The sequence below is a fragment of the Streptomyces sp. NPDC045022 genome, assembly GCF_056432605.1.
Window position 1 is genome coordinate 1 of sequence record NZ_JBWKIR010000014.1, and the last position, 26,172, is coordinate 26,172.

At 71.9% G+C, this 26,172-nt stretch carries 24 protein-coding genes; 12 read left to right on the top strand and 12 right to left on the bottom strand.

Annotation, left to right across the window (positions count from 1 at the left end):
* A partial coding sequence (locus AC07C1_RS24215; protein WP_478942105.1) for an alpha/beta fold hydrolase occupies positions 1–955 on the top strand: 955 nt, incomplete at its 5' end.
* Positions 956–1,033: 78 nt separating this feature from the next.
* Here the strand turns inward: AC07C1_RS24215 and AC07C1_RS24220 are convergent.
* Both AC07C1_RS24220 and AC07C1_RS24225 read right to left on the bottom strand, forming a co-directional pair.
* Positions 1,034–3,004 carry an IclR family transcriptional regulator domain-containing protein gene (locus tag AC07C1_RS24220; protein WP_478942107.1) on the bottom strand — a complete coding sequence of 657 codons (1,971 nt, stop codon included), beginning with the start codon at positions 3,002–3,004 and terminating at the stop codon, positions 1,034–1,036.
* A gap of 74 nt (positions 3,005–3,078) precedes the next feature.
* Entirely contained in the window at positions 3,079–4,428 is a 1,350-nt protein-coding gene (locus AC07C1_RS24225) for a M6 family metalloprotease domain-containing protein (protein WP_478942109.1), read from the bottom strand.
* A 277-nt stretch (positions 4,429–4,705) separates the two neighbouring features.
* On the opposite strand from AC07C1_RS24225, the gene AC07C1_RS24230 reads away from it, so the two are divergent.
* Together AC07C1_RS24230 and AC07C1_RS24235 are read left to right on the top strand one after the other, a co-directional pair.
* Complete coding sequence (locus tag AC07C1_RS24230) at positions 4,706–5,353, top strand: TetR/AcrR family transcriptional regulator (RefSeq protein WP_478942111.1); 648 nt, start codon at positions 4,706–4,708, stop codon at positions 5,351–5,353.
* A 452-nt stretch (positions 5,354–5,805) separates the two neighbouring features.
* Entirely contained in the window at positions 5,806–7,347 is a 1,542-nt protein-coding gene (locus AC07C1_RS24235; protein ID WP_478942112.1) for an MFS transporter, read from the top strand.
* Positions 7,348–7,357: 10 nt separating this feature from the next.
* Here the strand turns inward: AC07C1_RS24235 and AC07C1_RS24240 are convergent, their stop codons facing one another.
* Complete coding sequence (locus AC07C1_RS24240) at positions 7,358–7,867, bottom strand: MarR family winged helix-turn-helix transcriptional regulator (protein ID WP_478942114.1); 510 nt, start codon at positions 7,865–7,867, stop codon at positions 7,358–7,360.
* 104 nt (positions 7,868–7,971) lie between these two features.
* On the opposite strand from AC07C1_RS24240, the gene AC07C1_RS24245 reads away from it, so the two are divergent.
* Positions 7,972–8,787, top strand: coding sequence for a dioxygenase family protein (locus tag AC07C1_RS24245; RefSeq protein ID WP_478942116.1), 816 nt, complete (start codon positions 7,972–7,974; stop codon positions 8,785–8,787).
* A 65-nt stretch (positions 8,788–8,852) separates the two neighbouring features.
* Here the strand turns inward: AC07C1_RS24245 and AC07C1_RS24250 are convergent, their stop codons facing one another.
* Complete coding sequence (locus AC07C1_RS24250) at positions 8,853–9,380, bottom strand: N-acetyltransferase family protein (RefSeq protein ID WP_478942118.1); 528 nt, start codon at positions 9,378–9,380, stop codon at positions 8,853–8,855.
* A gap of 192 nt (positions 9,381–9,572) precedes the next feature.
* Between AC07C1_RS24250 and AC07C1_RS24255 the strand changes: the two genes are divergently transcribed.
* Both AC07C1_RS24255 and AC07C1_RS24260 read left to right on the top strand, forming a co-directional pair.
* Positions 9,573–10,571, top strand: a complete 999-nt coding sequence (locus AC07C1_RS24255; protein ID WP_478942120.1) for a sigma-70 family RNA polymerase sigma factor — start codon at positions 9,573–9,575, stop codon at positions 10,569–10,571.
* 669 nt (positions 10,572–11,240) lie between these two features.
* Positions 11,241–11,978: a TetR/AcrR family transcriptional regulator gene (locus tag AC07C1_RS24260; RefSeq protein WP_478942394.1), complete on the top strand. Its 738-nt coding sequence runs from the start codon at positions 11,241–11,243 to the stop codon at positions 11,976–11,978.
* Positions 11,979–12,391: 413 nt separating this feature from the next.
* Here AC07C1_RS24260 and AC07C1_RS24265 read toward each other — a convergent pair whose 3' ends face one another.
* Positions 12,392–13,369: a helix-turn-helix transcriptional regulator gene (locus AC07C1_RS24265; protein ID WP_478942122.1), complete on the bottom strand. Its 978-nt coding sequence runs from the start codon at positions 13,367–13,369 to the stop codon at positions 12,392–12,394.
* Positions 13,370–13,431: 62 nt separating this feature from the next.
* On the opposite strand from AC07C1_RS24265, the gene AC07C1_RS24270 reads away from it, so the two are divergent.
* From AC07C1_RS24270 to AC07C1_RS24290, 5 genes are all read left to right on the top strand, one after another.
* Positions 13,432–14,976 carry an MFS transporter gene (locus AC07C1_RS24270; RefSeq protein ID WP_478942123.1) on the top strand — a complete coding sequence of 515 codons (1,545 nt, stop codon included), beginning with the start codon at positions 13,432–13,434 and terminating at the stop codon, positions 14,974–14,976.
* Between the two features lie 265 nt (positions 14,977–15,241).
* Positions 15,242–16,003 carry a DeoR/GlpR family DNA-binding transcription regulator gene (locus AC07C1_RS24275; RefSeq protein WP_478942125.1) on the top strand — a complete coding sequence of 254 codons (762 nt, stop codon included), beginning with the start codon at positions 15,242–15,244 and terminating at the stop codon, positions 16,001–16,003.
* Positions 16,000–16,947, top strand: coding sequence for a 1-phosphofructokinase (gene pfkB / locus AC07C1_RS24280; RefSeq protein ID WP_478942126.1), 948 nt, complete (start codon positions 16,000–16,002; stop codon positions 16,945–16,947). Before AC07C1_RS24275 ends, pfkB begins: the two co-directional genes overlap by 4 nt.
* Before the next feature lie 160 nt (positions 16,948–17,107).
* Entirely contained in the window at positions 17,108–19,366 is a 2,259-nt protein-coding gene (locus AC07C1_RS24285) for a PTS fructose transporter subunit IIABC (protein ID WP_478942128.1), read from the top strand.
* Positions 19,367–19,485: 119 nt separating this feature from the next.
* Positions 19,486–19,737 carry a hypothetical protein gene (locus AC07C1_RS24290; RefSeq protein ID WP_478942130.1) on the top strand — a complete coding sequence of 84 codons (252 nt, stop codon included), beginning with the start codon at positions 19,486–19,488 and terminating at the stop codon, positions 19,735–19,737.
* A gap of 121 nt (positions 19,738–19,858) precedes the next feature.
* On the opposite strand, the gene AC07C1_RS24295 is transcribed toward AC07C1_RS24290, so the two are convergent.
* From AC07C1_RS24295 to AC07C1_RS24305, 3 genes are all read right to left on the bottom strand, one after another.
* The gene (locus AC07C1_RS24295) at positions 19,859–20,605 is read right to left on the bottom strand and encodes a DUF6227 family protein (RefSeq protein ID WP_478942132.1); all 747 of its coding nucleotides are present in this window, start codon (positions 20,603–20,605) and stop codon (positions 19,859–19,861) included.
* Positions 20,606–20,761: 156 nt separating this feature from the next.
* Positions 20,762–21,973, bottom strand: coding sequence for a L,D-transpeptidase (locus AC07C1_RS24300; RefSeq protein WP_478942134.1), 1,212 nt, complete (start codon positions 21,971–21,973; stop codon positions 20,762–20,764).
* 233 nt (positions 21,974–22,206) lie between these two features.
* Positions 22,207–23,232 carry a P1 family peptidase gene (locus AC07C1_RS24305; RefSeq protein ID WP_478942136.1) on the bottom strand — a complete coding sequence of 342 codons (1,026 nt, stop codon included), beginning with the start codon at positions 23,230–23,232 and terminating at the stop codon, positions 22,207–22,209.
* A gap of 108 nt (positions 23,233–23,340) precedes the next feature.
* Between AC07C1_RS24305 and AC07C1_RS24310 the strand changes: the two genes are divergently transcribed.
* Positions 23,341–23,517 carry a hypothetical protein gene (locus AC07C1_RS24310; protein ID WP_478942137.1) on the top strand — a complete coding sequence of 59 codons (177 nt, stop codon included), beginning with the start codon at positions 23,341–23,343 and terminating at the stop codon, positions 23,515–23,517.
* 19 nt (positions 23,518–23,536) lie between these two features.
* On the opposite strand, the gene mscL is transcribed toward AC07C1_RS24310, so the two are convergent.
* The 4 genes from mscL to AC07C1_RS24330 all read right to left on the bottom strand — a co-directional run bounded on the left by mscL (position 23,537) and on the right by AC07C1_RS24330 (position 26,169).
* Positions 23,537–24,013, bottom strand: a complete 477-nt coding sequence (mscL, locus tag AC07C1_RS24315; RefSeq protein WP_478942139.1) for a large conductance mechanosensitive channel protein MscL — start codon at positions 24,011–24,013, stop codon at positions 23,537–23,539.
* A gap of 138 nt (positions 24,014–24,151) precedes the next feature.
* Entirely contained in the window at positions 24,152–24,745 is a 594-nt protein-coding gene (locus tag AC07C1_RS24320; protein WP_478942141.1) for a hypothetical protein, read from the bottom strand.
* A gap of 158 nt (positions 24,746–24,903) precedes the next feature.
* Positions 24,904–25,737 (bottom strand): S-methyl-5'-thioadenosine phosphorylase, encoded by an 834-nt coding sequence (locus tag AC07C1_RS24325; RefSeq protein ID WP_478942143.1) that lies wholly within the window; start codon positions 25,735–25,737, stop codon positions 24,904–24,906.
* 99 nt (positions 25,738–25,836) lie between these two features.
* Complete coding sequence (locus AC07C1_RS24330; RefSeq protein ID WP_478942145.1) at positions 25,837–26,169, bottom strand: FmdB family zinc ribbon protein; 333 nt, start codon at positions 26,167–26,169, stop codon at positions 25,837–25,839.
* Between the last annotated feature and the right edge of the window lie 3 nt (positions 26,170–26,172).

Genomic DNA, 26,172 nt, shown 5'->3' on the forward strand with positions numbered 1-26,172 from the left:
GGAGATCCTGTGCGGTCTGTTCGCCGAGATCCTGGGCGTGGAGCGGGTCGGTGTCGACGACAGCTTCTTCGACCTCGGCGGCCACTCCCTCCTCGCCACGATGCTGCTGCGCCGCATCCAGCAGACCCTGGACACCAGGATCGGAGTCCAGGATCTGTTCCGCTCGCCGAGTCCGGCGGCGCTGGCCGAGATGATCGACACCACCTCGGGGTCGGACGACTTCAGCACGCTGTTCCCGATCCGTACCAGCGGTACCCGCGCCCCGATCTTCTGCATTCACCCCTCCGGCGGACTGAGCTGGTCCTATTACGCGGTGAGCAGGGAGCTCGGCGCCGACCACCCTGTGTACGGGCTGCAGGCACGCGGCGTCGGTGAACACGAAGAGCCGGCCGCCACGCTTGAGGAGATGGCCGAGGAGTACATCACCCTGATCCGCTCCGTGCAGGACAGCGGTCCGTACCACCTGCTCGGCTGGTCCTTCGGCGGTCTCGTCGCGCACGCCATGGCCGTACGGCTGCGGCAGCAGGGCGAGAACGTGTCCTTCCTCGGTCTGCTGGACGTCGTACCGCTGCCCCCGGAGCAGGCCGCGGAAGCCAGGTGGCGGCCGACGCGGGAGGAGGCCGCGCGGGCGGTACGACAGGAGACCGGTGGCGGGGCCCACTTCGAGCCCGCGGTCGAGGAGCGCCTCGTCGACGTCTACCTCAACCACGTCCGTCTGATCACCGAATGCGAACCGGGTGTCTTCGACGGAGACGCGACGCTCTTCGACGCCACCGAAAACGTGCTGCAGGGCATCGACAAGGCCCAGGCCTGGGCCCCGTACATCGGCGGAGAAGTGGTCCGTCACCCCCTGGCGTCCGACCACAACGGCGTGTTCCGGCCGGAGCCGGTACGGGCCCTCTGTGAGGTGATCAAGGCGGCCTACGACAGCGAGAGCGGGCACGCCGACCACTGACCACCCCACCGGCGGGGGGCCAGGCTTCCAGCCTGGCCTCTCGCCCGGGGCCCTGTGACGAACAGACCCCGTGGACTCTCACAGGAGGCGTACCGGTGTGAACCGTGAGGCGGTGTGCAGGTCGGCCTGGATTCCGTCGGCGGCCGTGCGCAGTTCGGGGAGCAGGGCGTGCACGCAGTCCTCCACGGTGCGCCGGGCCGCGTGGGTGGCCACGTTCACCGCGGCGACCGCCCGGCCCGTCCGGTCCCGTACCGGTACGGCGATCGACCGCAGCCCGGACTCCAGCTCCGCGTCGGCGAGCGCGTACCCCCGTGTGCGGACCTCGGCGAGCGCCGGGGACGGTGGTTCGGTGGTGTCGGCCAGCAGGACGCGGCCGAGCGCGGTCGCGGTGGCCGGCAGCCGGGCGCCCACGGTGATGTGCACGGTCAGGACCCGGCTCGCGCTCGCCCCCGCCGTGTACTGGATCTCCGTGCCGTCGCCCGTCAGGACCGCCAGCGCCGTCGGCTCGTGCAACCGGTCCGCGAGCGCCCGCAGATGGGGCTCGGCCAGCCGGGGCAGCGTGCTGCGCGACAGCGGCGGGAAACCCAGGTCGAGCACGCGCGGGGTGAGGGTGAAGGTGCGGTCGGGGCGTGCGGCCACCAGGCCCAGGTGCCCGTAGGTGATCAGGGCCCGGCGGGCGGTGGCGCGGGACAGGCCGGTCGCCCGCGCCACCTCGGTCAGGGACAGCGCCGGGCGGCCCTCGCCGAACACGGTCAGCACGGTCAGGCCCCGGGCCAGGGACTCCACGAAGTCCCGGCCCAGTTCGTGCTTGGAGGCGCTGGTCCACGCGGCCAGGCCCGTGGGCGGCGGCCCGGGCTCGGGCGGCGGTGCCGTGCGCAGCTCCGCCTCCATCGCCGCCACCGCCGTACGCAACCGGGAGAGCAGCGTGGTGCGCAGGCCGGCCGCCGAGTGCCGGCTGGTGTGACTGACCACGCTCGCCACGCAGGCGACGCGGCCGGTGTCCGGTTCGCGTACCGGTACGGACACGGCGACCAGACCCGGCTCGATCAGCTGGTCGTCCACCGCCCAGCCGTCCCGCCCGGCCCGGTCGACCCGGCCCGCGAAGTCGTCGGGGGCGGCCGGGGAACGGGGCGATACGGCGGGGAAGGACGCGTCCGCCGGGTCCTGAAGCCGCCGGGGACGCCACCGCTTCCAGTCCGCCCGCGCCCACTCGGCCGCGAACAACGCCCCGGGCGCGGTGCGTTCGGCCGGGAGCAGGTCGCCGATGCGGAAACTCACCGACATCGCCCGGCGGCGGGTGGCCTGGTGGATGAAGCGGATGCCGTCGCCGTCGGCGACCGCGAGCGACACCGACTCGTCCAGCTCGTCGGCGAGGGCGTCGGCGTGCGCGCCGAGCAGCGCGGGCAGGCGCAGGGCGGCCAGGTAGGCGTTGCCCAGCTCCATCACGCGCGGGGTGAGGACGACGTCCCGGCCGTCGAGGCGGACGTGGCCCATGCGGGCCAGGGTCGCGGTGATCCGGTCGACCGTGGACCTGGCCAGCCCGGTGGCCCGCTCCAGCGCGCTCGGGCTCAGTGTGCCGCCCGCCTCGGTCAGCCGCCGCAGCACCCCGACCCCGCGCAGCAGCGGCCCCACCGCCTCGGCGGGCGGTTCACCGATGGCGTCGGAGGTGGGTCCGATGGTGTCGCCGCCCGGACCTGGGGTGTCGGCCCCCGGCGCGGGTGACTCGGCCGTCTGGGCGGCGGGTCTCACGGTCGCGGCCGTCTCGGCGGCCGGTCCTATGGTCGCGGCGGTTTCGGCGGGCGGCTCGGCCGTCTCGGCGGCGGGTCCCACGGTGCCGGCGGTCTGCGCAAGTGGCTCTGCCGTCTCGGCGAGTGTGCCGACCGTCTCGGCAAGTGGCTCGGCGGTCCGCGCAGGTGGCTCTGCCGTCTCGGCCGGTGATTCGGCCGTCTCGGCAAGTGGCTCGGCCGTCTCGGCGCGTGCCTCGACCGCCTCGGCGCGTGGCCCCTTCCCGGCAGGGTCGCCGGGATCATGGGCGGTCTTCGCGGGCATCGGTCTCTCCGGTACGGCATACGGGCTTGCCTACGGTAAACCCGGGCCGGCGCCCGCCCGCCCCGCCGGAACGGCTACCCCCGCGTCACCCGTACCCGATAGTTCCCGTCCCCGTCCGTCCCCGTCACCTGGACCGTGATGGCATGGCGCGGGTCCTTGAAGGTCTCCCCGACGGAGAACGGGGCGTCGGAGAGTTCCGCGTGGACGTTGGGGCTGCGGGTGCAGCCGCCGCTGCCCCGGTGGCTGTCGTAGACCGTGACCGGACCGCGTCCGGTGTCGACCGTGGCGTCGATCTTGTAGATCAGGATGCCAGGACGGCACACCGCCTCGTCGTTGCCGCCCTGTGTGCGCAACTCCAGGGCGTAGGCGCTCCGCGCGTCCACGGGTACGAGGATCAGCTTTCCGCCGCCCGGCTTGTACAGCGGCGTCAGCAGGTACTCCGCGCTGCCCGGCGTCGCCGCGCAGCCGACCTGCCCGCTGTCCAGCCAGCCCAGCTTCCACTTGTGCCAGCCGAGCAGATCGTTGTTGGCGCCCCAGTCCTCGCTCATGATGTCCCAGTGCCCTACGGTGCCCCCGCCCTCCTGCGTGTACAGGTCGGGCAGACCGAAGGTGTGGCCGTTCTCGTGCGGTAGCACCCGGTAGCCGGTGCGGGCGTAGGAGCCGGAGCCGTCGTCCTGGCGGGAGTAGACGAAGGAGGCGTTGGCGATGGGCATGCCGTCGGCGACCGGGGCGTCCTCGTTGCCGGCGAAGGTGACGGACAGCACGGTGTCCAGGGCGGAGGGTCCGGCGTTCGGGGTGACCAGCACGTTCAGCAGGTCGTACGAGCGGAAGTCCACCGTCGGGTCGGCCTCGGCCACGATGTCCTGCACCAGCTGCCGGTAGCCGGGGTCGAAGGGCGCGCCGCGCTCTATGCCGTACGCCCTGAAGCTCTTCGGCATCCGCAACCAGGTCGGGATGGGTGTCTCGGGCCGGTAGTCGAGCCGACCGTACGACGCGTTGCGGAACCACTCCTGGGTCTGCGGGAAGAACTCGCTGAAGCGGTCCATGGCGCTGCCTTTGCCGGGCGCGTCGGAGAAGTCGACCATCAGGGTCAGGGCGTGGACCGTGCCCGTGGAGCGGGAGTAGCCGGGGGGGGTGGGGAGGCCCTCGGTCATCTGCACGTCCAGGCCGCCGTGGAGCAGGCAGGGGGAGAGGGCGGAGGAGCGGATCAGGCCGATGGGCCCGGCGGTGGTGGGCGCCGCCAGATGTCCGGTCCCGGCCGAGGTACTGACCGCGAGGGTCAGCGCGGTCACTGCGGCGAGGGCGGCCACGCGGCGCGGGCATATGCGGTGCGGGCATATGCGGTGCGGGCGTATGCGGTGCGGGCGTATGCGGCGACGTGTGCGGTGCGGGCGTATGCGGCGGCGGGGCGACTGCGGCGGCATGCGTGGACCCTTCGCTCCAGGGCAGCCGCCGGTCTCCGGCTGCACCCTTGCGATCACCCTGAGCCGAAGGGGTGGAGGACGCGCGCTGGGGAAGCCGACCGTGGGAATGCCGGTGCGCAGGGGAGTGAAAGCCGGCGGCTGGTGAGTGTGGCTCAGCTCACACGCCTTCATTTCCGCGGCGGGAAATAACCGGGGACCGCCTCCCCGTTTAGCTCTGTGTCCGAGCGAAACGGGGACCGCTTCCCCGGATCGCCCCCAACGCCTCAAGGAGTACGCCGTGCCGACCGCGACCTCCCCCGCACCGCGCAAGGTGCCCCGGCCCCGTGCCGACGCCGTGCGCAACCGGGAGCGGATCGTCACCGCCGCCCGGGAGATGTTCGTCGAACACGGCCCGGACGTGCCGCTCGACGAGATCGCCCGCCGGGCGGCCGTGGGCAACGCCACGGTGTACCGCAACTTCCCCGACCGCGAGGCCCTCGTCCGCGAGGTCGTCTGCTCCGTCATGGACCGGACGGCCGAGGCGGCCGAAGCGGCCCTCGCCGAGAACGGGAACGCCTTCGCGGCCCTGGAGCGCTTTGTGCACGCCGCCGCGGACGAGCGGATCAGCGCGCTGTGCCCGATGATGTCCGGCACCTTCGACCAGCACCACCCCGACCTGGAAGCCTCCCGGGAGCGTGTCGAGCAGCTCATCGAGAAGGTCATGGGCCGGGCCAAGGCGGCCGGGCAGCTCCGGCCCGATGTCGGCGTCGGTGACCTGCTGATCATCGTGGCCCAGCTGAGCCGGCCCCCGGCCGGTACGGACTGCCTGCGCGGCGACCGGTTCGTCCACCGCCACCTTCAGCTGTTCCTCGACGGCCTCCGGGCCCCCGCCCGCTCCGTCCTGCCGGGTACGGCCGTCACGATCAAGGAGCTGCGCCCGTCCTGAACGACCAGCGACCAACCAGCGACCAACCAACCAGCGACCAACCAGCCGGCGACCGACCGGATCAGCCGGCGACCGACCGGACCACCGACCGACCGGACCACCGACCGACCGGACCACCGACCGACCGGACCACCGACCGACCGGACCACCGAGCGGTCGACCAGCGACCAACGGACCAACCAGCGACCGGCCAGGACAGGCGCGCACTGACCGGCGCGCACTGGCCGATTCAGACTGCCTGACCGATCAGACGCCCTGACCGTCGTCCCGACCACAGATCAAGACTCCGGCCGCTCGGCTGTCCCGCACCGATGAGTCCGGGCCCCGACCACAGTCCACCAACGACACGGCAGCCTCTTCCGGTCGCCGATTGCCTGCCCTGTCAGCTCCAGCCCTTTCAGCTCTGTTTTCTCACCATTTTTCCGTCACGAAGTCCCGGAGTGGGTATCCCCATGTCAGAAACAGCCCTCAAGGCTCCCGGCCTCGCCGCCTCGCGCGGTGACGCCAACCGCTGGAAGGCGCTCGTCTTCATCGCGCTCGCCCAGCTGATGGTCGTCCTGGACGCCACCATCGTGAACATCGCCCTGCCCTCCGCCCAGCAGGACCTCGGCATATCCGAGGGCAACAAGCAGTGGGTCGTCACGGCGTACGCCCTCGCCTTCGGCGGTCTGCTGCTCTTCGGTGGCCGCATCGCCGACCTGTGGGGCCGTAAGCGCGCCTTCGTGCTGGGTCTCGTCGGTTTCGCCGCCGCCTCCGCGCTCGGCGGTGCCGCCACCACCGGCGCGATGATGTTCGGCGCCCGCGCCCTCCAGGGTGCTTTCGGCGCGCTGCTCGCCCCGGCCGCGCTGTCCCTGCTGGCGGTGATGTTCACCGACGCCAAGGAGCGCGCCAAGGCGTTCGGCATCTACGGCGCCATCGCGGGCGGTGGCGGTGCCGTCGGTCTGATCCTGGGCGGTTTCCTCACCGAGTACCTGGACTGGCGCTGGACCTTCTTCGTGAACGTCCCGTTCGCCGTCGTGGCCGCGGCCGGCGCCTACTTCGTCATCCGGGAGCCGGAGGGCGGCCGCAACCGCTCCCCGCTCGACATCCCCGGCGTGGTCCTCTCCACGCTCGGCCTGGTCTCCCTGGTGTACGGCTTCACCCGCGCCGCGTCCGACGGCTGGGGTGACAGCGTGACCGTCTCCATGTTCGTCGCGTCCGCGGTGCTGCTGGTGACGTTCGTGATCGTCGAGGCCCGGGTCAAGGCCCCGCTGCTGCCGCTGCGTGTGGTGACCGACCGCAACCGCGGTGGCATCTACCTCTCCCTCGGCCTCGCGATCATCGGCATGTTCGGCCTGTTCCTCTTCCTGACCTACTACCTCCAGATCGTGAAGGGCTACTCGCCGGTCAAGACCGGCTTCGCGTTCCTGCCGATGGTCGCCGGCATGATCGCCGGCTCCACCCAGATCGGCACCCGGCTGATGACCCGCGTCCCGGCCCGCCTGCTGATGGGCCCGGGCTTCCTGGTCGCCGGTCTCGGCATGCTGCTGCTGACCCAGCTGGAGATCGGCTCCTCGTACGCCGGCCTGCTGCTGCCCGCGATCATGCTGCTCGGTCTCGGCATGGGTACGGCGTTCATGCCGGCGATGTCCCTGGCCACCCAGGGCGTCGAGCCCCGGGACGCCGGTGTCGCCTCCGCGATGGTCAACACCTCGCAGCAGGTCGGCGGCGCGATCGGCACCGCCCTGCTGAACACGATCGCCGCCTCGGCGACCACCTCGTACATCAGGGACCACATCGCCGGCGTCTCCGCCAAGCCGCAGCAGGACCTGGTGAAGCTCCAGGGCATGGTGCACGGATACAGCACCGCGATCTGGTTCGCCGTCGGCATCCTGGGCCTCGCGTCCCTGATCGCCTTCACCTTCGTCAACGCCGGCCGTCCGGGCAGCAGCACCCCGGTGGCCTCCGGCGAGGGCGTCGAGGACGAGCTGCCGATACCGGTGGTGGCCCACTGACGGTGAGCCGTTAGCGGAGCCAGGGCAGGTCCGCACCCGCTTCGTTGGGCTGGAGGCCCTCGGTGACGATCTCCATGATCTCGCCGAGGGCCCTCTGCTGTTCGGGGGTGAGCCGGTCGAACAGCGCCTGCCGTACGGCGTCCACATGGCCGGGCGCGGTGCGCCGCAGCACCTCCACGCCCTCGTCGGTGAGCACCGCGAACTGACCGCGCTTGTCGGAGGGGCAGTCCTCGCGGCGGACCCAGCCGTTCTTCTCCAGCCGGGCGATCGCGTGGGACAGCCGGGAGCGGGTGATCTTCGCCTGCATCGCCAGTTCGGTCATCCGCAACCGGCGGCGCGGCGCCTCGGCGAGGCCGACGAGGAGGCCGTAGTAGATGTGCGGCATGCCCGCGTCACGCTGCAGCTGCCGGTCGAGGTGGTCCTCCAGCAGGGTGGTGGCGTGCAGATAGGCGCGCCAGACGCGCTGTTCCTCGTCGGTGAGCCAGCGGTGCCCCGCGGTGGAGTCCGGTGCCGTAGTCATGCGTTCCACTGTACGAGGCATCTCCTTGAAACTTGAACAAGTCGGACGTACGCTTCGAGCGAGAGCTTGAGAGTTAAAGCATCTGCCGATCAGGAGCCGCGACCATGTCCGCCACTGCCCAGGACGTCACTCAGGGTGCCACCCGGGAGCGCATGCCCGCCCTGTACCTCAGCCATGGCGCCCCGCCGCTCGCCGACGACCCGGTCTGGCCCGGCCAGCTCGCCGCGTGGTCCGCCGGCCTGCCCCGGCCCAAGGCCATCCTCATGGTCTCCGCCCACTGGGAGGAGGCCCCGCTCGCGCTCGGCGCCGTGGAGACCGTCCCGCTCGTCTACGACTTCTGGGGCTTCCCCGAGCACTACTACCGGGTCCAGTACGCCGCCCCCGGCGCCCCCGAGCTGGCCGAGTCGGTCCGCAAGCTGCTGCGCGGCCCCGGCATCCCCGTCCAGGACATCCCCGACCGCGGCCTCGACCACGGCGCCTACGTCCCCCTCGTCGAGATGTTCCCGGCCGCCGACATCCCCGCCCTGCAGATCTCCATGCCCACCCTCGACCCGGTCCGCCTGATGGACATCGGCCGCAGGCTCGCCCCCCTGCGCGACGAGGGCGTGCTGATCGTCGGCTCCGGTTTCTTCACCCACAACCTCGCCGCACTCCGGTACACCGGCGGCGGTGTCCCCAGCTGGTCCTCCGAGTTCGACGACTGGGGCAGGCGGGCCCTTCAGGACCGCGACTGGGACGCGCTGCTCGACTTCCTGGACAAGGCCCCGGCCGGCCGCTACGCCCACCCGCGTACCGAGCACTTCGCCCCGCTCTTCGTGACCATGGGGGCAGCGGAGGCGGGCGGCGAGCTCGACGCGCAGAAGTCGGTGATCGACGGGTTCTGGATGGGAATGGCGAAGCGGTCGGTGCAGTTCGGCTGAGAGCCGGGTGCGCCTGAGGGCCGGGTACGCCTGAGGGCCGGGTACGGCAGCGGACTGGGTGCGACTCAGGGTCGGTGCAGCTCTTTCTCGTACCAGGCGACGTCCCAGTAGCGGCCGAACTTGCGGCCCACCTCGCGGTGGGTGCCGACATACCGGAAGCCGAAGCGGGCGTGCAGCCGCTCGGAGGCCTCGTTGGGCTGGGCGATGCCCGCGTAGGCGCGGTGCACGTCCTCGTCGGCCAGCGCCTTGAAGAGGGTGTCGTAGAGCAGGCCGCCGATCCCGCGCCGGCCCGCGTCCGGGGCGACGTACACCGACGACTCCACGGACGTGGCGTACGCGGGCTTCGGCCGGTAAGGGCTGGATGTGGCGTACCCCAGAATCTCCTGTGACCGCGCGTCCGTGGCAACCATCAGCCGGTGCGGGCCGTCTTCCGGGTGGGAGAGCAGCCAATGGCGGCGCTCTTCCGCAGTGAAGACCGCCGTATCGAATGTGATGGCCGTCTCACGTACGTAGTGGTTGTAGAGGGCCGTGAGGGATTCCAGATCTCCCTCGACTCCGGGCCTGACCTGCACCTCTGTATGTGCCGACGTCATCCTGCCTCCCCGGGTGGCGGACAGGGTACTGCATGATCAGAAAAATCGGGGGGTGGGTTGGGAATTCTGTCCGGATTCCAGTCGTTGTTTCCCACGGATGCAGGGCACTCGAGGAGAGTCCCAGAGACAGTCCCTGGAGTGCCTAGCGTTCGTCAGGACCACCCGCCAGCCCACCATCGCAAGGGAGCACGCATGGCAACCCGCGCCGTCGCCCGTCGTCAGTCCGCCGCCGGCGAGACGGTCGACTCGGCAAGCAGTGTTCGCGCTCATGGCGGCGAGATCGCCGACCGCGACCTGGTCGGCATGTACCTCGACGAGATCGCGCGCACGCCGCTGCTCGACGCCGCAAAGGAGGTCGAGCTGTCCCAGACCATCGAGGCGGGTGTGTTCGCGCAGCAGGTCCTCGACGGGTGCGAGGAGAGCAAGGCGGACGCCACCCGCGAGGAGCTGGAGGCGCTGGTCGCCGAGGGTGAGCGGGCCAAGGACGTCTTCATCCGTTCCAACCTCCGCCTGGTCGTCGCGGTGGCCCGGCGCTATCCGCGCAGCGGCCTGCCCCTGCTCGACCTGATCCAGGAGGGCAACGCCGGCCTGGTGCGCGCCGTCGAGAAGTTCGACTACCGCAAGGGCTTCAAGTTCTCGACGTACGCCACCTGGTGGATCCGCCAGGCCATCACCCGCTCCATCGCCGACCAGTCCCGCACGATCCGGCTGCCCGTCCACCTGGTGGAGGAGCTGGGCCGCATCCGCCGAGTGCAGCGCGAGTTCAACCGCGAGAACGGCCGTGACCCGGAGCCGGCGGAGATCGCCAAGGAGCTGGGCTCGACGCCGGAGCGTGTCATCGACGTCCTGGACTGGGCCCGTGACCCGGTCTCGCTGAACATGGCGGTGGACGACGAGGGCGAGACCCAGTTCGGCGACCTGCTGGAGGACACCTCGGCGGTCTCCCCGGAGCAGTCCGTCCTGACGCTGCTGCGCAGCGAGGAACTGGACGACCTGATCGGCCGCCTGGACCAGCGCACGGCCTCCATCATCAAGATGCGCTACGGCATCGACGACGGCCGCGAGCGCACCCTGACCGAGGTCGGCAAGGAGCACGGCCTGACGCGCGAGCGTATCCGGCAGATCGAGAAGCACGCCCTCCTCGAACTGAAGAAGCTGGCCCGCGACACCGGCTTCGACGCGGCGGCGTAAGAGGTGTAAGGGGTCTGAGGTGTAGAGGTTGGGGTGCAGGGGTGTGGGGCGCAGGAGTCTGCGCGGTGCGCACGCCCGTGGCGAAAGACGGCGCAAACATGGCGCGGTACCGTCGCTTCAAGTCCCGGGACCCGGGGAAAAACCCTTGCGGGCCCAGGAGCGCTGGCCCCGGGAACCGTACTCACCGCACTCCCCACCTCACCGCACCACTCACCACCCGAACGACCGGCGGTCCGCAATCGCACCATCGACCGACGCCGTTGCCGCCCCACGCGACATCGCACGCACCGGCCGACCCCACGTGAGCCACGTCCCGACGCAATCCCCCCCCGGCGCCGGGACCTTCCAGAGTCGGGCTTCGGCGCCTACCCCCCCAGGCGCCGGGGCCCGGCTCCTTTTCATAACGGCAGACGGGACGGGTGATCGCCCCAGGAGGCGGGGGGTGGTCGCTGGGGGGAACGACGGCGCGTCGGGGTGGCCCACAGGAGCGGCGGCCCATTGGAACGGCGGCCCACCCCGTACCTGAACCCCGGGGTGGACCGCCGGATGGCAGATTCTGCCACATGGGCATAGCCTGCCGAGATGAGCACCACCCGTAACACCGCCCACCAGCCGTTTTCCGCCTCCGCGCCGGTCTCCCTCACCGAACGCCGGAAAGCCGAGACCCGGATGGAGATCGCCCGGGCGGCGGCCGGCCTGTTCGTCCAGCAGGGCCTGCGGGCCACCCGCGCCGAGGACATCGCCCAGGCCGCGGGCATCGCACCGCGCACGTTCTACCGCTACTTCGCCACCAAGGAGGAGGCGGTCGCTCCCCTCTACGCGGCGGGCGCCCAACGCTGGGCGGAAGCGGTCCGCGCGGCCCCGGCCCGGCTCACCGTCCCGGAGGCACTGGAACACGCCGTCCGGCACACCTTCACCCCAGGAGCCGGCGTCTCCGCCGCCTCCTGGGAATGGGTCCGCACCCTGATCCGCCTGGCCGACACCAGCCCCGCCCTGCGCAAGGTCTGGGCGGAGGTGTGCCAGACCTCGGAAGGGATGCTGGGCGAGATCCTCGCCGCCCGTCTGTCCTCTACGGGGAGAGAGGGAGACGCGGAGCGAGCGGAGAACGCCGGAGCCGAGGGGGTGGCGGGTGGAGGGGGCGGAGCCCGAGTCGAGGGGGCGGGTGAGGTGGGCGGAGTCACGGCCGGGGACAACGCCGACAACGTTGCCTCACCGCCGCTCCCGGCCCCCGCTCGAGTCACCCCGGTCCTTCGCTTCGCCGCGGCCGTGGCCGGCGCCGCCGTCCGCGTGGCCGTGGAGTCCTGGGCCGCCACGACATCCCCGCCCACCGGCCCGGACGGCCCGGCGGCCCTGGCGCTGCGGAACCTGCGCGCACTGCGGGACTTCGGCTGGGACGCGCAAGGCTGAGCCGTACCAGCGGGCGTGGCGCCGAGGCCGACGGCGGCCTCGCGGCAGCCGCACCACCTGTGCATCAACGGCTGGGGCGAGGGCGCGGCACGTTCAGCCTGGAACGGCGAGGGCGGCACGTTCAGCCTGGGACGGCGAGGGCGCGGCACGTTCAGCCTGGGACGGCGAGGGCGCGGCGCACTCAGCCTCCCGCCCGGCTCAGCCCCGCCCGTCCCCTTCGGCTCGACCGCCCGGCTCAGCCTTCCGTCCCCTCCGGCCCAGCCTCCCGCCCGGCCCAGCCTCCCGCCCGGCTCAGCCCCTCACCCAGCTAAGCCCTCCGTCCGCTCCGCCTCAGCTTCGCGGCTCGTCGGGTTCGACCACCCGGCTCAGCCCCCGCCCGCCTCAGCCCCCGCCCTCCTCAGCCCCCGCCCTCCTCAGCCCCCGCCCGCCTCACCCCCAGCCCGACTCAGCCTCCCGCCCAACTCCCTCACATAAGCCGCCAGTTCCGTCGGCTCGCGTGCCGTGAACTCGCACCCCACCATCACCAGCCGCACCGCCAGCCACTCCACGGGATCGCCGGTGGTGCCGCGCAGGACACAGCCGCCCCGCCCGTCGTCCTCGGGCGCCCCCACCCACGGCGGCAGCCGCGTGGCGACCTGCTCCGCCGGCGCGGCGAACCACACCTCGAACTCGTACGTCTCCTGCCGCCGGTGAATGGACTGCCGCAGATACTCGGCGGCGCTCCCCGCCGGCAACTCCCTCGGGGTGAACCGGACTCCGGTCGCGAACGGCGCGCTCACCCGGTCCACCCGGAAGGTGCGCCAGTCCGCGCGGTCGAGGTCGTAGGCGACCAGGTACCACCGCAGTCCGGTCGACACCAGCCGGTACGGTTCCGTCAGCCGCCGCGACTCGCTGCCGTCCTTGTCGCGGTAGGCGAACCGCAGCCGTTCCCGTCCCGCCACCGTCGAGGCCATCACGGTCAGCGTCTCCGGAGCGATGCTCGGCCCGTCCCCGCTGGTCAGCGGCGTGGTCGCGGCCTGCAGCGTGGCCACCCGGTGCCGCAGCCGGGCCGGCAGCACCTGCTCCAGCTTGGCCAGGGCCCGGACCGACGCCTCGTCCACACCCTCCAGGGCGTGCCCGGCACCGGCGCGCAGCCCGACCGCGATCGCGACCGCCTCCTCGTCGTCCAGCACCAGCGGCGGCATCGCCTTGCCCGCGACCAGCCGGTACCCGCCGTCAGCACCCTTGGTGGCCTGCACCGGATAGCCCAGCTCTCGCAGCCGGTCGATGTCCCGCCGGACGGTACGGCGGGACACCCCGAGCCGGCCGGCCAGCTCACCGCCGGGCCACTCGCGCGGGGTCTGAAGGAGGGAGAGGAGCTGGAGCAGCCGGGCCGGGGTGTCCGTCGTCATGGGTACGAGGATGCCGCAGAAGTAGGACACGATCTGACCTAATGGGGTCCTAGCGTGAACGCATGACCTCCACGGAACAGACGCACTCCGCTCGACCCGCCGCTGGTGACGGCGGTTCCCCGGGCGCCCCGGCCGACCGCCGCCGCTGGTTCGCCCTCGCGATCGTGATGACGGCGGCCTTCATGGACCTGGTCGACGTCACGATCGTCAACATCGCCATCCCCTCGATCCAGCGGACCGCTCACGCCTCCGTCAGCCAGATCCAGTGGATAACGGCCGGTTACGCCCTCGCCTTCGCCGCCGGCCTGATCACCGGTGGCCGTCTCGGCGACATCCACGGCCGCAGGCGGCTGTTCCTGCTCGGCATCGCCGGCTTCACGCTCGCCTCCGCGCTGTGCGGCTTCGCCGTGAACCCGGAGATGCTGGTCGCCTCGCGCATCCTGCAGGGCGGTATGGCGGCGCTGATGGTGCCGCAGGTGCTGTCGATCGTGCACGCCACCTTCCCCGCCCACGAACGCGGCAAGGTCTTCGGGCTGTTCGGCGCGATCGTCGGTCTGGGCGCGGTCTCGGGGCCGCTGCTCGGCGCACTGCTGACGGAGTGGAACCTGTTCGGGCTGGAATGGCGGCCCATCTTCCTCATCAACCTGCCGGTCGGCATCGCCGCGTGGCTGCTCGGCCGCCGTTTCATCACCGAGTCCCGCGCCCCGAAGGCGCTCAAGCTGGACCTGGTCGGCGTCGGCCTGGTCTCACTGGGCCTGCTGATGCTGCTCTACCCGCTCACCCGCGGCCGTGAGCTGGGCTGGCCGCTGTGGGGCAACGTCTCGATGGCCGGCGCGTTCGGTGTCTTCGCTGCGCTGGTGGCGTACGAGCGGCGCAAGGCGGCCCGGGACGGCTCCCCGCTGATCGAGCTGTCCCTCTTCCGCGTGAAGAGCTTCGCCGCCGGCATCGCCGTACAGACCGTCTTCGGGGTCGCGCTCGGCATCTTCTTCCTGGTCTGGACGCTGTACATGCAGATCGGCCTCGGCTGGAGCCCGCTGCGGGCCGGGCTGACCGGCGTGCCGTTCTCGCTCGCGGTGTCGACGGCGGCCGGGATGTCGGTGCAGAAGCTGGTCCCGCGGTTCGGCCGCAAGGTGCTCCAGGCGGGCGCGCTGCTCATGGGCCTGGGTGTGCTGCTGTACCTGGGGGCGGCCCACCGCTACGGCCTGTCCATCGCCCCCTGGCAGATGGCCCTCCCGTTGGTCGTGATGGGCGTCGGCATGGGGCTGATCGTGGCCCCGCTGACCGACGCGGTGCTCTCGGAGGTGCCCCGCGAGCACGCCGGTTCCGCGTCTGGGCTGATCAACACCGTGCAGCAGATGGGCAACGCGCTCGGGCTCGGGCTCGTGTCGGTGGTCTTCTTCGGGGAGATCGGCGACCGGCTGGCCCTGGCCCAGGTGGGCCCGGCGTTCGTGCACGCCTTCCAGCACGCGCTGTGGTGGGTCGCCGGGATCATGGGCGTGATCTTCCTGCTGATGTCCGCCCTGCCGAAGCGGCCGGTCCAGCATGTGGAGGGAGCCACCGGCACGGAGCTTCCGGCGGCGGAGACGGAGCGCGAACTCGTGGCTTGACAGGCGCGGAGTCTGACGAGGCGTGGAGGTCATGGACCAGCCGCGGCGGACCGGTCACGCATGCCGGTCATGCCCAGGCACGGGGTCCTGACCAGGTGCGATGAGGGGCCCGGTATCGATCAGGTACCGGGCCCTTCTGCTGTCCGGACAGAACCGGAAGCCCGTTTATGCCCGATCGCAGTCCGAACCTGTTTACTTCCCCCTCGTGCGAGCGTAGCCTCCCAGTGGAACCACACATTCGGGCATGAGGTGGAGGCGAACGGACATGTACGCAACGGAGCGGCAGCAGGAGATCCTCCGGCTCGCCCGCGACGGCGGCCGGGTGGACGTGCTGTCGCTGGCCGAGGAGTTCCAGGTGACGGCGGAGACGATCCGCCGCGATCTGAAAGCCCTCGACCGTGCCGGCCTGGTCCGCCGGGTGCACGGTGGCGCCATCCCGGTCGGCCGCCTCGACTTCGAGCCGGACCTCACCGAGCGCGAGGCCACCGCCGCCGACGAGAAGGACCGCATCGCCAAGGCCGCCCTCGCCGAACTGCCGACCGAGGGCACGATGATCCTCGACGCCGGTACGACGGTCGCCCGGGTCGCCGCGGCGCTCCCGCTGGAGGCCTCGCTCACCGTCGTCACGCACAGCCTGCCCATCGCCGCCCGCCTCGCCGACCACCCGGGCATCCAGCTCCACCTGGTCGGAGGGCGCGTACGGCACCGCACGCGCGCCGCCGTGGACGCCTGGGCGCTCCGCGCGTACGGCGAGATCCGCGCCGACGTGCTGTTCGTGGCCGCCAACGGCTTCTCCGCCGAGCAGGGTCTGACCACCCCGGACCTCGCCGAGGCCGCGGTCAAGCGGGCCGCGGTGGCCGCCGCCCGCCGTGTCGTCCTCCTCGCCGACTGCGCCAAACACGGCCAGGAGCACTTCGCCCGCTTCGGCGGCCTGAACGACGTGGACCTGTTGATCACCGACAGCGGGCTGAGCCCCGAAGACGCCGCCGCCATCGAGCGCGGCGGCACGGAAGTAGTGCGCGCATGATCCTCACCGTCACCCCCAACCCGTCCCTCGACCGCACCTACGAGGTCCAGGCCCTGAAGCGCGGCGAGGTCATCCGCGCCGAGACCGAGCGCACGGACCCCGGCGGCAAGGGCGTGAACGTCTCGCGCGCCGTCGCGGCCGCCGGACGGCGCACGGTCGCCGTCCTGCCCCTGGGCGGTGCGCCGGGGGCGCTCGTCGCCGACCTGCTCGACGCACAGGGCATCGAGGTCGCGCCGGTGCCGATCGCCGGAGCCACCCGCTCCAACATCGCGCTCGCGGAGTCCGACGGCGTGCTCACGAAGATCAACGCGCCGGGGCCCGTGCTGTCGACGGCGGAGCAGGAACTCCTCCTGGACGCGGTACGCGCGCAGTCGCCCGACGCCGACTGGATCGCGTGCTGCGGCAGTCTGCCCGGGGGGCTCGCGCCCTCCTGGTACGCCGACGTCGTCACGCGGGCGCACGCTGGAGGCGCGCGCATCGCTCTGGACACCTCCGGGCGAGCGCTCCTGGAGGCGCTGCGCGCCCGGCCCGACGTGGTGAAGCCCAACGCCGGGGAACTCGCGCAAGCCGTCGGGCGCCCCCTGACGACCGTGGGCGACGCGCTCAAGGCGGCCGAGGAACTGCGCGGGATGGGAGCGCGCGCCGTACTCGCCAGCCTGGGCGCTGACGGGCAGCTCCTCGTCGAGGACACCGGCGCCTGGTTCGGCAGCGCGCGCGTGGACACCGTCCGCAGCAACGTCGGCGCCGGCGACTCCTCCCTGGCCGGCTTCCTCGTCGCCGGTGGCAGCGGCCCGGACGCCCTCGCCTCCGCCGTCGCCCACGGTGCCGCCGCCGTCCAGCTCCCCGGCAGCGTCATGCCGACCCCCGCCGACCTGCACCCGGCCGCGGTGACCGTCACGGCCGAGATCCCGCTGGAGCGCGAACTGACGGAGCCGGTGACATGAACGCCCTGATCCGATGCCGTACGACCGCTCCGTACCGGCCCTGGCGAGGCTCCCCGGCACTCGCCACGGACCCCACACCCACCGCATCCCCCCACAGCACCCCCGTCCCCTCCTGCGCCCACACCTCCCCCCGGGCGATACGCGTGCATTGGAGCCCGCGATGAGCGACATGATCACCGCTGACCTGGTCGATCTCGACCTGTCCGCCGACACCAAGGAAGCGGCGGCGCGCGCCCTCGCCGAGCGCATGGTCGCCCAGGGCCGGGTGACCGACCTGGCGGGCTTCCTCGCCGACGTGGCCGCCCGCGAGGCCCAGATGCCGACCGGCCTCGACGGCGGCATCGGCATCCCGCACTGCCGCAGCGCCCACGTGACCGAGCCGACCCTCGCCTTCGGCCGCAGCGCCGCCGGTATCGACTTCGGCGCCGCGGACGGCCCGGCCGACCTGATCTTCCTGATCGCGGCACCCGCCGGCGCCGACGACGCCCACCTGACGATCCTGTCCTCGCTGGCCCGCCAGCTGATGAACGCCGAATTCACCTCCGCGCTGCGGTCGGTGGGCGACGCGGACACGGCTGCGGCGCTGATCCGGGGGGACGAGGTGCCGTCGGGGGAGAGCGCGCGGGAGGCTGCCGCGAGCGCCGGTGGTGAACCGGCCGCGGGGGACGCGAACGGCACGGCGAGTGCGGAAAGCGTGACTGCGGGAGCGGGCGCCGACGCCGATGGCGCTCAGGCCGCTCAGGGCGTTTCGAGCGTCGCTCAGGGCGCCGTGAGCGCCTCCGAGGACACCGCCGCGGCGCCGGTGGCGGCCTCCGCCGGCGCCGCGGCGGGCAGTACCGCGTCCACCGAGGGCCCCTCCGCCCCGGCGCAGACGACCCCCGCGGGTGCCGGCTCGGGCACGGACTCCGGCGAACGCCCGTTCCGTGTCGTCGCCGTCACCTCCTGCCCGACCGGCATCGCCCACACCTACATGGCGGCCGAGTCCCTGGAGAACGCGGGCCGGGAGGCCGGCGTCGAGGTGGTCGTCGAGACGCAGGGCTCGGCCGGCTTCACCCGGCTGGACCCGGCCGTGATCGCGGCGGCGGACGGCGTGATCTTCGCCCACGACGTCCCCGTACGTGACAAGGACCGCTTCGCGGGCAAGCCGACCGTCGACGTCGGAGTGAAGGCGGGCATCAACCGCCCGGCCGAACTCCTCACGGACGTCCGCGAGAAGGCGGCGCGCGGCGAGGCGAGCGCTCCGGCGGCCACGTCGGGCGGCACACCGGTCGAGCGCTCGGGGGACTCCACCGAGGGCTACGGCACCAAGCTCCGCAAGTGGCTGATGTCCGGTGTCAGCTACATGGTTCCGTTCGTCGCCGCGGGCGGCCTGCTCATCGCCCTCGGCTTCGCGATCGGCGGCTGGCAGGTCAACAAGGCACCGTCGGTCATGGACCACTTCGTGTGGGCGCAGACCGACAGCTGGGGCGCGCTGCTCTTCCAGATCGGCGGCGTGGCCTTCAAGTTCCTCGTCCCGGTACTGGCCGGCTACATCGCCTACGGCATGGCCGACCGGCCGGGTCTCGTGCCTGGCTTCGTCGGCGGCGCGATCGCGTTGGACATCAACGCGGGCTTCCTCGGCGGTCTGGCAGCCGGTCTCATCGCCGGTGGCGTCGTCATGGGCATCCAGAAGGTGAGGATCCCGGCGGCCCTGCGCGGCATCATGCCGGTGGTGGCGATCCCGCTGATCTCCTCGGCCATCGTCGGATTCCTGATGTTCGTCGTGATCGGGAAACCCATCGCCTCCGCCCAGAAGGGCATGACCGACTGGCTGAACGGCCTCACCGGCACCAACGCCATCCTGCTCGGTGCCCTGCTCGGCCTGATGATGTGCTTCGACCTCGGCGGCCCGGTCAACAAGGTCGCCTACACCTTCGCCACGGCCGGCATCGCGGTCTCCAATCCCGGCGACTCGGCCATGAAGATCATGGCCGCGGTGATGGCGGCCGGCATGGTCCCGCCGCTGGCGATGGCCCTGGCGACCACCGTGCGCGGCAGGCTGTTCACCCCGACCGAGCGCGAGAACGGCAAGGCCGCCTGGGTCCTCGGCGCCTCCTTCATCACCGAGGGCGCGATCCCCTTCGCGGCGGCGGACCCGCTGCGGGTCATCCCGTCCTCCATGGTGGGCGGCGCGCTCACCGGCGCCCTGTCCATGACCTTCGCCGCCACCCTGCGCGCCCCGCACGGCGGCATCTTCGTGGTCCCGCTGATCGGCAACCCGTTCCTGTACCTGGTCGCCATCGCGGCCGGCGTGTGCGCCACCACGGCCCTGGTGGTCCTCCTCAAGGGGATGCGCAAGCAGCTCCCGGAGACCACCACCGGCCCCGCAGCCGATGCGGCCACCCCCCAGAAGGAGACGAAGCAGCCGGTGGCGGCCTGACCGCCGCCCAACCCCCTTGCCTTCCTGTCCTTTTGGTTCGCTGTGAGTTGTTCACGGCACCTGCGAGATACGTCACGGTCCGGGATCAAAGTCCCGGACCGTGGTGTGTACTGGGACGCATGCCTGAGCACGTCGCGACTCTCCAGCTGATCGGCGTGGCCGTCCTCGCTGTGGCGGCCGTCGCCTGGGCTGTCGTCCTGTGGCGCCTGCTGCGTCGCACCGGCTCCCGGGCCCCCGCCGGCCGCCCCGCCGCGCCCCTGCCGGCCCTGCCGCGCCAGCACCAGGTCGGCCCCCCGCTGGAGTCCGTCGAACTGACCCCCGCTGAACAGGACGCGTTCGCGGGCCTCGTACGGCACCTGGCCAACGGCTGACGGCTGGCGGCCAACGACTGAAGGCAGACGGTGGCGACAGGGCTGACGGCCCCCGCGGTGCCCGCAGCCGCCGACGACGCCCGCAGCGCCTCTCGAGCCGGGGCGCGCAGTACGCCCTGTGCTACCCCCGCCGTGCCGCGCGCCGCTCCATGGCCTCCCGGGCCGCCTCCTCGGACATGTACACCTCGCACATGTGCCGCCCGTCGGGCGTCGCCGTGTGCTCGACCTCCCACAAGGAGGTCTCGCTGCCGTCCGGCAGCAGGAACGCGTGCTCGTACAGTGCGTAGCTCAGCCCCGCGCGTCCGGCCCGTCCCGGCCGCCCGAACGCCTGCGTTATCTGGTGCGCGGTCGCCGTCGCCAGCAGTGCCGCCGTCTTCGCGCCGGGCCGGTCGGGGTTCTCCGCACGACGCAGGAGCCGGCGCGCGTGGTCCGCGGAGTCGTCCGAGGCGAACACATGCCGGGGCTCGGGAATCGCCCACAGCCGCATCAGCGCGGGCATCTCGAAGTCCGGCGTCTCCGGAGGCAGCCCGAGCCGCGCCGTGGCAGCCTGCAACTCCTCCTCGTCGACGTACACCTCGTGCTCCGGGACGCCGCCCGGTGTCGGGTTGTGCACCAGCTCCCACAGCGTGACCGCCGAACCGTCGGCGAGCAGCCAGGTGTGCCGGTAGGTCTCACGGTGCAGCCCCGCGCTGTGGTGCGCGGAGTGCAGCGAACTGTCGTGCGCCAGCGCGCCGTCGAGTCGCCGTATCACTTCGTCCGGCAGCTCGAAGGAGTTCAGGGCACGGCCGAGGAGTCGCTCGAGATGCTCCTCCGGAGACTCGGGCGACTCGGCTGGTTCGTACGCTGCGGTCTCGTACGGAACGCTCAAGACATCTCCCGGCGTTGCTGCATGTCACCTTGTGGGTGCATACCGTAGCCCCTCGGTCGGACATCATGTCCGGGAACCGAGAAAACGTACGCCGAAAAACGCGCGGGCCGCGCGAAAAATTCCCGCGTGGCCCGTCGTCCGGTCAAAAGCCGCCGCTCAGACGGCGCTTCCCGCGGTCCAGGCACTCCACGACATGTTCCAGCCGTTGAGGCCGTTGTCCGGTGCCACCGTCGTGTCGGGGGAGTTCTTCACGACCACGACGTCCCCGGCGAGCGAGTTGTCGAAGAACCACTTGGCCGACGTTGCGCCCTGCGCGCCCTGCACGTCCGCGAGGCCGACACACCCGTGGCTGGTGCCCTCACGCCCGAAGGGCGGGTTGCCCTTGTCGTACCAGTAGTTGCCGTGGATGAACGTCCCCGACGACGTCAGCCGCATCGCGTGCGGCACGTCCGGGATGTCGTACTCCCCGCCGAATCCGACCGTCGAGCCGTTCATCCGGGTCTGCGTGAACTTCTCGGCGATCACCATCTGCCCGTTGTACGTGGTGTGCTCCGGGCTGCCCGCGGAGATCGGCACCGACTTGATCGTCCTGCCGTCCCGCACCACCGTCATCGTCTGTGTGGCGACGTCGACCGTCGAGACCTGCGACCGCCCGACGGTGAAGGAGACGGTCTTCTTCTGCACCCCGTAGACGCCCTTCGCGCCCTGCACCCCGTCCAGGTCGATCTTCATCGTGACCTTGGCGCCGGCCTTCCAGTACTCCTGCGGCCGGAAGTCCAGCCGCCGGTCCCCGAACCAGTGCCCGACCACCTGCTGACCACTGCTGGAGTCGACCGCGATGTGTGACTGCACGGCCTTCTTGTCGGTGATCGACTTGTCGAAGGTGAACGACACCGGCATGCCCGCCCCAACCGTGGTGCCGTTGTCCGGCGTGTAGGTGCCGATGAAGCTGTTGGCCGTGGTGACGGTGGTGAAGATGGAGTTGGCCGCCGCGGTGCGCCCGCCGGTGTCCTTGGCGGTCGCGTCTATCTCGTACTTCGTCCCGCGCTCGAGCCGCTGCTTCGGCTTCCAGTTGCTGCCGTCCGCCGATATCGCACCCGGCACGGCCTGCCCCGACCCCGCCACGGTCATCTTCACGTCGGTCAGCTTGCCGCCGCTGACCTTCACCCCGGTCGCGTTGACGGACGCGTCCGTTGAACCGTCCCTGGCCGAGATCGCGATCTTCGCCGTCGACGTCCTGGGGGAGTCCTTGCCGCCCCTGCTGTCGGCGTTGGCGCTGCCGCCGCAAGCGGTCAGGGTGAGGGCGCCGACCATCAGGGCGGCACAGGCCCCCAGTGCGCGCCGCGCTGCAATGTCCGGCGATGTCACGGGCTGCTCCCAGTTCGTGTGATGTACGTGATCCGTTCCAGTGCGTGAGGAAAGAGGGCACTGGCGCCCGGCAGGGTTCCCTCCGCCGCCCGTTGACGCCATCCGGTGACACAACCGCGACAATCCACAGCCGTGAGCGCAACACCCCTCAGCCAACCGGGCGTCGTTCGCGAGTTGTTGGAGACGGCGCGCGAAGGGGGACGGACGCGATCCGACCCCGCCCGCACCACCGCCTACCCCTTGCCGTACAACTCCCCGTACGACAGCCACACGCCCGCCGGTCCTTCGATCGACTCGGCGGCGCGTACGGCGCGTACGATCGCGCGCGTCACGAGATCCGCGCCGGCGGCGAGGATGTCGTTGAGCGCCAAGGGATGCGGGTCGAGCGGGTGGGTGCCGGTCGCCAGCGCGAACACCGTGTCCCCGTCGTGCAGGAGGTGCACGGGCCGTACGGCGCGTGCGATCCCGTCGTGCGCCGTGCCCGCCAGCTTCTGCGCCTGCGCCTTGGAGAGGCCCGCGTCGGTCGCGACCACTGCCAGCGTCGTGTTGAGCGGTTGCGGCGCGTTGTCCGCGGCGACCTCGGCGAGCCGGCGACGCGCGGCCTCGTGCACGCGCTCCTCCGGATACCGCACCCGGCCGTGGAACAGCTCCCCGTACAGCGCCCCGGTTTCCGGATCCACCACCGACCCCGCGGCGTTCACGACCACCAGCGCGGCCACGGTGATCCCCGAGTCGAGCACCGTGCTCGCGGTGCCCACCCCACCCTTGAGCCCGCCCGCCACGGCGCCCGTGCCGGCGCCCACGCCTCCCTCGGGCACCCGGCTGCCCGGCGCCGTCGCCGCCGCGGCCTCCACCGCCGCGCGCCCCATCGCGGCATCCGGCCGTGCGTGGAAGTTCCCGCCGCGCCCCAGATCGAAGACGCACGCGGCGGGCACGACCGGCACGACGTGCGCCGGGTCCGCCCCCACCGGCACACCCCGCCCCCGCTCTTCCAGCCACGCCATCACGCCGGACGCGGCGTCGAGCCCGTACGCGCTGCCGCCGGTCAGCACGACGGCGTCGACCGTCCGCACCACATTGCGCGGGTCGAGCGCGTCGGTCTCCTTGGTGCCCGGCCCGCCGCCGCGCACGTCCACGGCAGCGACGGCACCCCCCTCGGGAGCGAGGACGACCGTGGTACCGGTGAGCCAGCCGTCCCCGCTGCGGGTGGCGTGCCCCACCCGCAGCCCGGCGACGTCCGTCAGTGCGTCAACTGTCATGCGCGCCAGTCTGTCCCAGTGCGGGACGCCTCCCGTGGTCCAGCCGGCCGGCACGGGGCGTTCGCCTCGCGTTCCGGCCGTCCCGGCGCGGCGCCGTACCCTTGGGGTATGAGTACCGCCCCGGAATCCGAGCCGCGCGACCCGAAACCCGCGCTGGTCTTCGACGACCCGCTGGACCAGCAGTCCTCGGACGACACCGACCGCGGATGGGGCGAGCGCCCGGGCGGCGACAGCGCCGCCGACCTGAAGCGCTTCCTCGACGAGAAGCCGCCCCACCACCTCTGAGCCGCTCGCGAAAGCGTCGCTAGCGCTGGTCGTGCCCTGATCCGCGCTGTGCGACCAGTGCGTCGCGGATCTCCTTGAGCACCTCCAGCTCGGTCACGTCGATGACCTCCTTCGTGCCCTCTCGCGCCGCCTTGCGGGCCGACTGCCGGGCCAGGTACTTGGACATCGGCAGGACCATCAGGAAGTACACCACCGCCGCGGTGATCACGAACGTGAGCGTCGCACCGAGGACGGAGCCCCACAGGATCTGCACTCCGCTCTTGACCGAGCCGTCCGCGCCCACCTGGCACGGGTCCTTCAGGCAGGAGCTGTAGTTGTCCAGGTTCTGCGTGCCGATCGCGCCGACCAGCGGGTTGATGATCCCCTTCACGAGCGCGTTGACGATGTTCGTGAAGGCCGCGCCGATGACCACCGCGACTGCCAGATCGACGACGTTGCCGCGCATGAGAAAGGCCTTGAAGCCCTGCCAGACGCTCGCTTCCTTCTTCGCGCTCACCTCGGGGACTCTCCTCGCATGCACAGGGTGTGGAACGAAACGCTCCGCAACCTACGGCACGGTGTGGCCCTTGTGTCCAGTCCCGTCGCTCGATCGAAATGCTTGACGGCAGGCTGCCGGGAAAACCTGGGCGCCGGTTCAGCACAGCGTCACCGCCAGTCGCGCCGTGGCGCTCGCACCGACCAGCCGTGCCGCCGTGGCCCGGGGCACCGTCAGCACGACCAACGCCCCGCTCTCGCCGGCGCCCTCCAGGGGCTCCGGCACCTTCGTCACCCGCACCCCGCGCGCGAGTACTCGCGCACCACCCCCGGTCGAGGGGTCCTCGGCGGCGATGACGTCGACGCGGTCGCCGGCCCGTAGGAGCCGGACCGTGGCGGCGTCCGCGATCCGCACCGGCGCCGTCACCACGTCCACCGCGGGGTGCGGGCGTGCGGGGCCCGTGGCCGGGTGCCCGCGGGCCCGCTCCGCCCGGTGCGGTTCCGACGCCGTTCGCGGTCCGGCGGCCACCAGCGCTGCGGCCGTCACCGCGAGGCCGGCCGCGAGGGCCCGCCTGCGATGCCGTACGAGCCGCTGCAGCTGATACCGCCCCCCGCGCACCCGCACCGGAGCGAACTGCGGTACCTCACATGTCGCGGGGGCGTCCGTGCCCAGCGGGCGAGGGAGACGGAGGGGAGGCGGGAAAGGCGAAGGGGTGGGCGGGTGAGAAAGGGGGGACGAGGAGGGCGAAGGCATGGGAATCACCGCCTGCGACGAGGAATTCGGCTTGCGATGCCACGATGAGGCCTCGCGCCGAATCCCGTCGGAGCCGGTGGACCAGGGATGGATTGTGGACAACTCGCCCACCCGAACGGGGAATTCCGGTCGGTTTCCCCAGGCGGACCCCGGGTGGACTACGGCAGCTCGAAGCCCGGGTCCATGCCGCCCAGCGCGTTCACGCACAGGCAGTCCCGCGCCCCCGTCTCCGGCAGTGCCGCCACCGCGTCGAACAGCACCCCGCGCATCCGGTCCACGTTGGCCGCGAACACGCGCAGCACCTCCTCGTGGGAGACGCCCTCGCCGGTCTCGGCGCCCGCGTCCAGGTCGGTCACCAGGGTCAGCGACGTGTAGCACAGCTCCAGTTCCCGGGCGAGCGCCGCTTCCGGGTGACCGGTCATGCCCACGACCGACCAGCCCTGCGCCTGGTGCCACAACGATTCGGCACGGGTCGAGAAGCGCGGCCCTTCGACGACGACCAGCGTGCCGCCGTCCACCGGCTCCCAGTCCCGCCCGCGCGCCGCCTTCAGCGCGGCGGACCGCCCGGCCGGGCAGTAGGGGTCGGCCACGGACACGTGCACGACGTTCGGGACGGTCCCGTCGGGCAGCGGCAGCCCGTCGAAGTACGTCTGCGCCCTGGACTTCGTACGGTCGACCAGCTGGTCGGGCACCAGCAGCGTGCCGGGGCCGTACTCGGGGCGCAGCCCGCCGACCGCGCACGGACCGAGGACCTGGCGGACCCCGACCGAGCGCAGGGCCCACAGGTTGGCCCGGTAGTTGATGCGGTGCGGCGGCAGATGGTGCCCGCGGCCGTGCCGGGGCAGGAAGGCGACCCGCCGGCCGGCGATCTCGCCGAGGAAGAGGGAGTCGCTGGGCGGCCCGTAGGGGGTGTCCACCCCGACCTCGGTCACGTCGTCGAGGAACGAGTAGAAGCCCGAGCCGCCGATTACGCCGATCTCTGCGTTCGCCATGACCAGCACATTAGCTGGCCGCGAGAGCGCGGGGGAGCCGGTGCCGGAGAGACCGAAGACCCCGCCGTCGTACGACGGCAGGGCCCGGGGTGAGAGATGTCAGGCGGCGGAGCTGCTGGCGGAGCTCGACGAGGACGAAGACGTCGACGAGGACGAGGACGTCGACGAGGACGACTTCGAGTCGGACGACGAACTCGGCTTCGAGTCGGACGACGACGGGTTCGACTTCGAGGCAGGGCTGCTGCTCGACGTGGAACCGCGCGAGTCGTTGCGGTAGAAGCCGGAGCCCTTGAAGACAATGCCCACCGCGGAGAACACCTTCTTCAGGCGGCCACTGCAGTCGGGGCACTCGGTCAGGGCGTCATCGGTGAACTTCTGCACCGCCTCGAGGCCCTCGCCGCACTCGGTGCACTGGTACTGGTAGGTCGGCACTGT

Coding starts and splice junctions, on each gene's coding strand:
- AC07C1_RS24220 (WP_478942107.1), bottom strand. CDS start 3,004: ATGCCCGCGAAGACCGCCCATGATCCCGGCGACCCTGCCGGGAAGGGG.
- AC07C1_RS24225 (WP_478942109.1), bottom strand. CDS start 4,428: ATGCCGCCGCAGTCGCCCCGCCGCCGCATACGCCCGCACCGCACACGT.
- AC07C1_RS24235 (WP_478942112.1), top strand. CDS start 5,806: ATGTCAGAAACAGCCCTCAAGGCTCCCGGCCTCGCCGCCTCGCGCGGT.
- AC07C1_RS24240 (WP_478942114.1), bottom strand. CDS start 7,867: ATGACTACGGCACCGGACTCCACCGCGGGGCACCGCTGGCTCACCGAC.
- AC07C1_RS24245 (WP_478942116.1), top strand. CDS start 7,972: ATGTCCGCCACTGCCCAGGACGTCACTCAGGGTGCCACCCGGGAGCGC.
- AC07C1_RS24250 (WP_478942118.1), bottom strand. CDS start 9,380: ATGACGTCGGCACATACAGAGGTGCAGGTCAGGCCCGGAGTCGAGGGA.
- AC07C1_RS24255 (WP_478942120.1), top strand. CDS start 9,573: ATGGCAACCCGCGCCGTCGCCCGTCGTCAGTCCGCCGCCGGCGAGACG.
- AC07C1_RS24260 (WP_478942394.1), top strand. CDS start 11,241: ATGGAGATCGCCCGGGCGGCGGCCGGCCTGTTCGTCCAGCAGGGCCTG.
- AC07C1_RS24265 (WP_478942122.1), bottom strand. CDS start 13,369: ATGACGACGGACACCCCGGCCCGGCTGCTCCAGCTCCTCTCCCTCCTT.
- AC07C1_RS24270 (WP_478942123.1), top strand. CDS start 13,432: ATGACCTCCACGGAACAGACGCACTCCGCTCGACCCGCCGCTGGTGAC.
- AC07C1_RS24275 (WP_478942125.1), top strand. CDS start 15,242: ATGTACGCAACGGAGCGGCAGCAGGAGATCCTCCGGCTCGCCCGCGAC.
- pfkB (WP_478942126.1), top strand. CDS start 16,000: ATGATCCTCACCGTCACCCCCAACCCGTCCCTCGACCGCACCTACGAG.
- AC07C1_RS24285 (WP_478942128.1), top strand. CDS start 17,108: ATGAGCGACATGATCACCGCTGACCTGGTCGATCTCGACCTGTCCGCC.
- AC07C1_RS24290 (WP_478942130.1), top strand. CDS start 19,486: ATGCCTGAGCACGTCGCGACTCTCCAGCTGATCGGCGTGGCCGTCCTC.
- AC07C1_RS24305 (WP_478942136.1), bottom strand. CDS start 23,232: ATGACAGTTGACGCACTGACGGACGTCGCCGGGCTGCGGGTGGGGCAC.
- AC07C1_RS24310 (WP_478942137.1), top strand. CDS start 23,341: ATGAGTACCGCCCCGGAATCCGAGCCGCGCGACCCGAAACCCGCGCTG.
- AC07C1_RS24320 (WP_478942141.1), bottom strand. CDS start 24,745: ATGCCTTCGCCCTCCTCGTCCCCCCTTTCTCACCCGCCCACCCCTTCG.
- AC07C1_RS24325 (WP_478942143.1), bottom strand. CDS start 25,737: ATGGCGAACGCAGAGATCGGCGTAATCGGCGGCTCGGGCTTCTACTCG.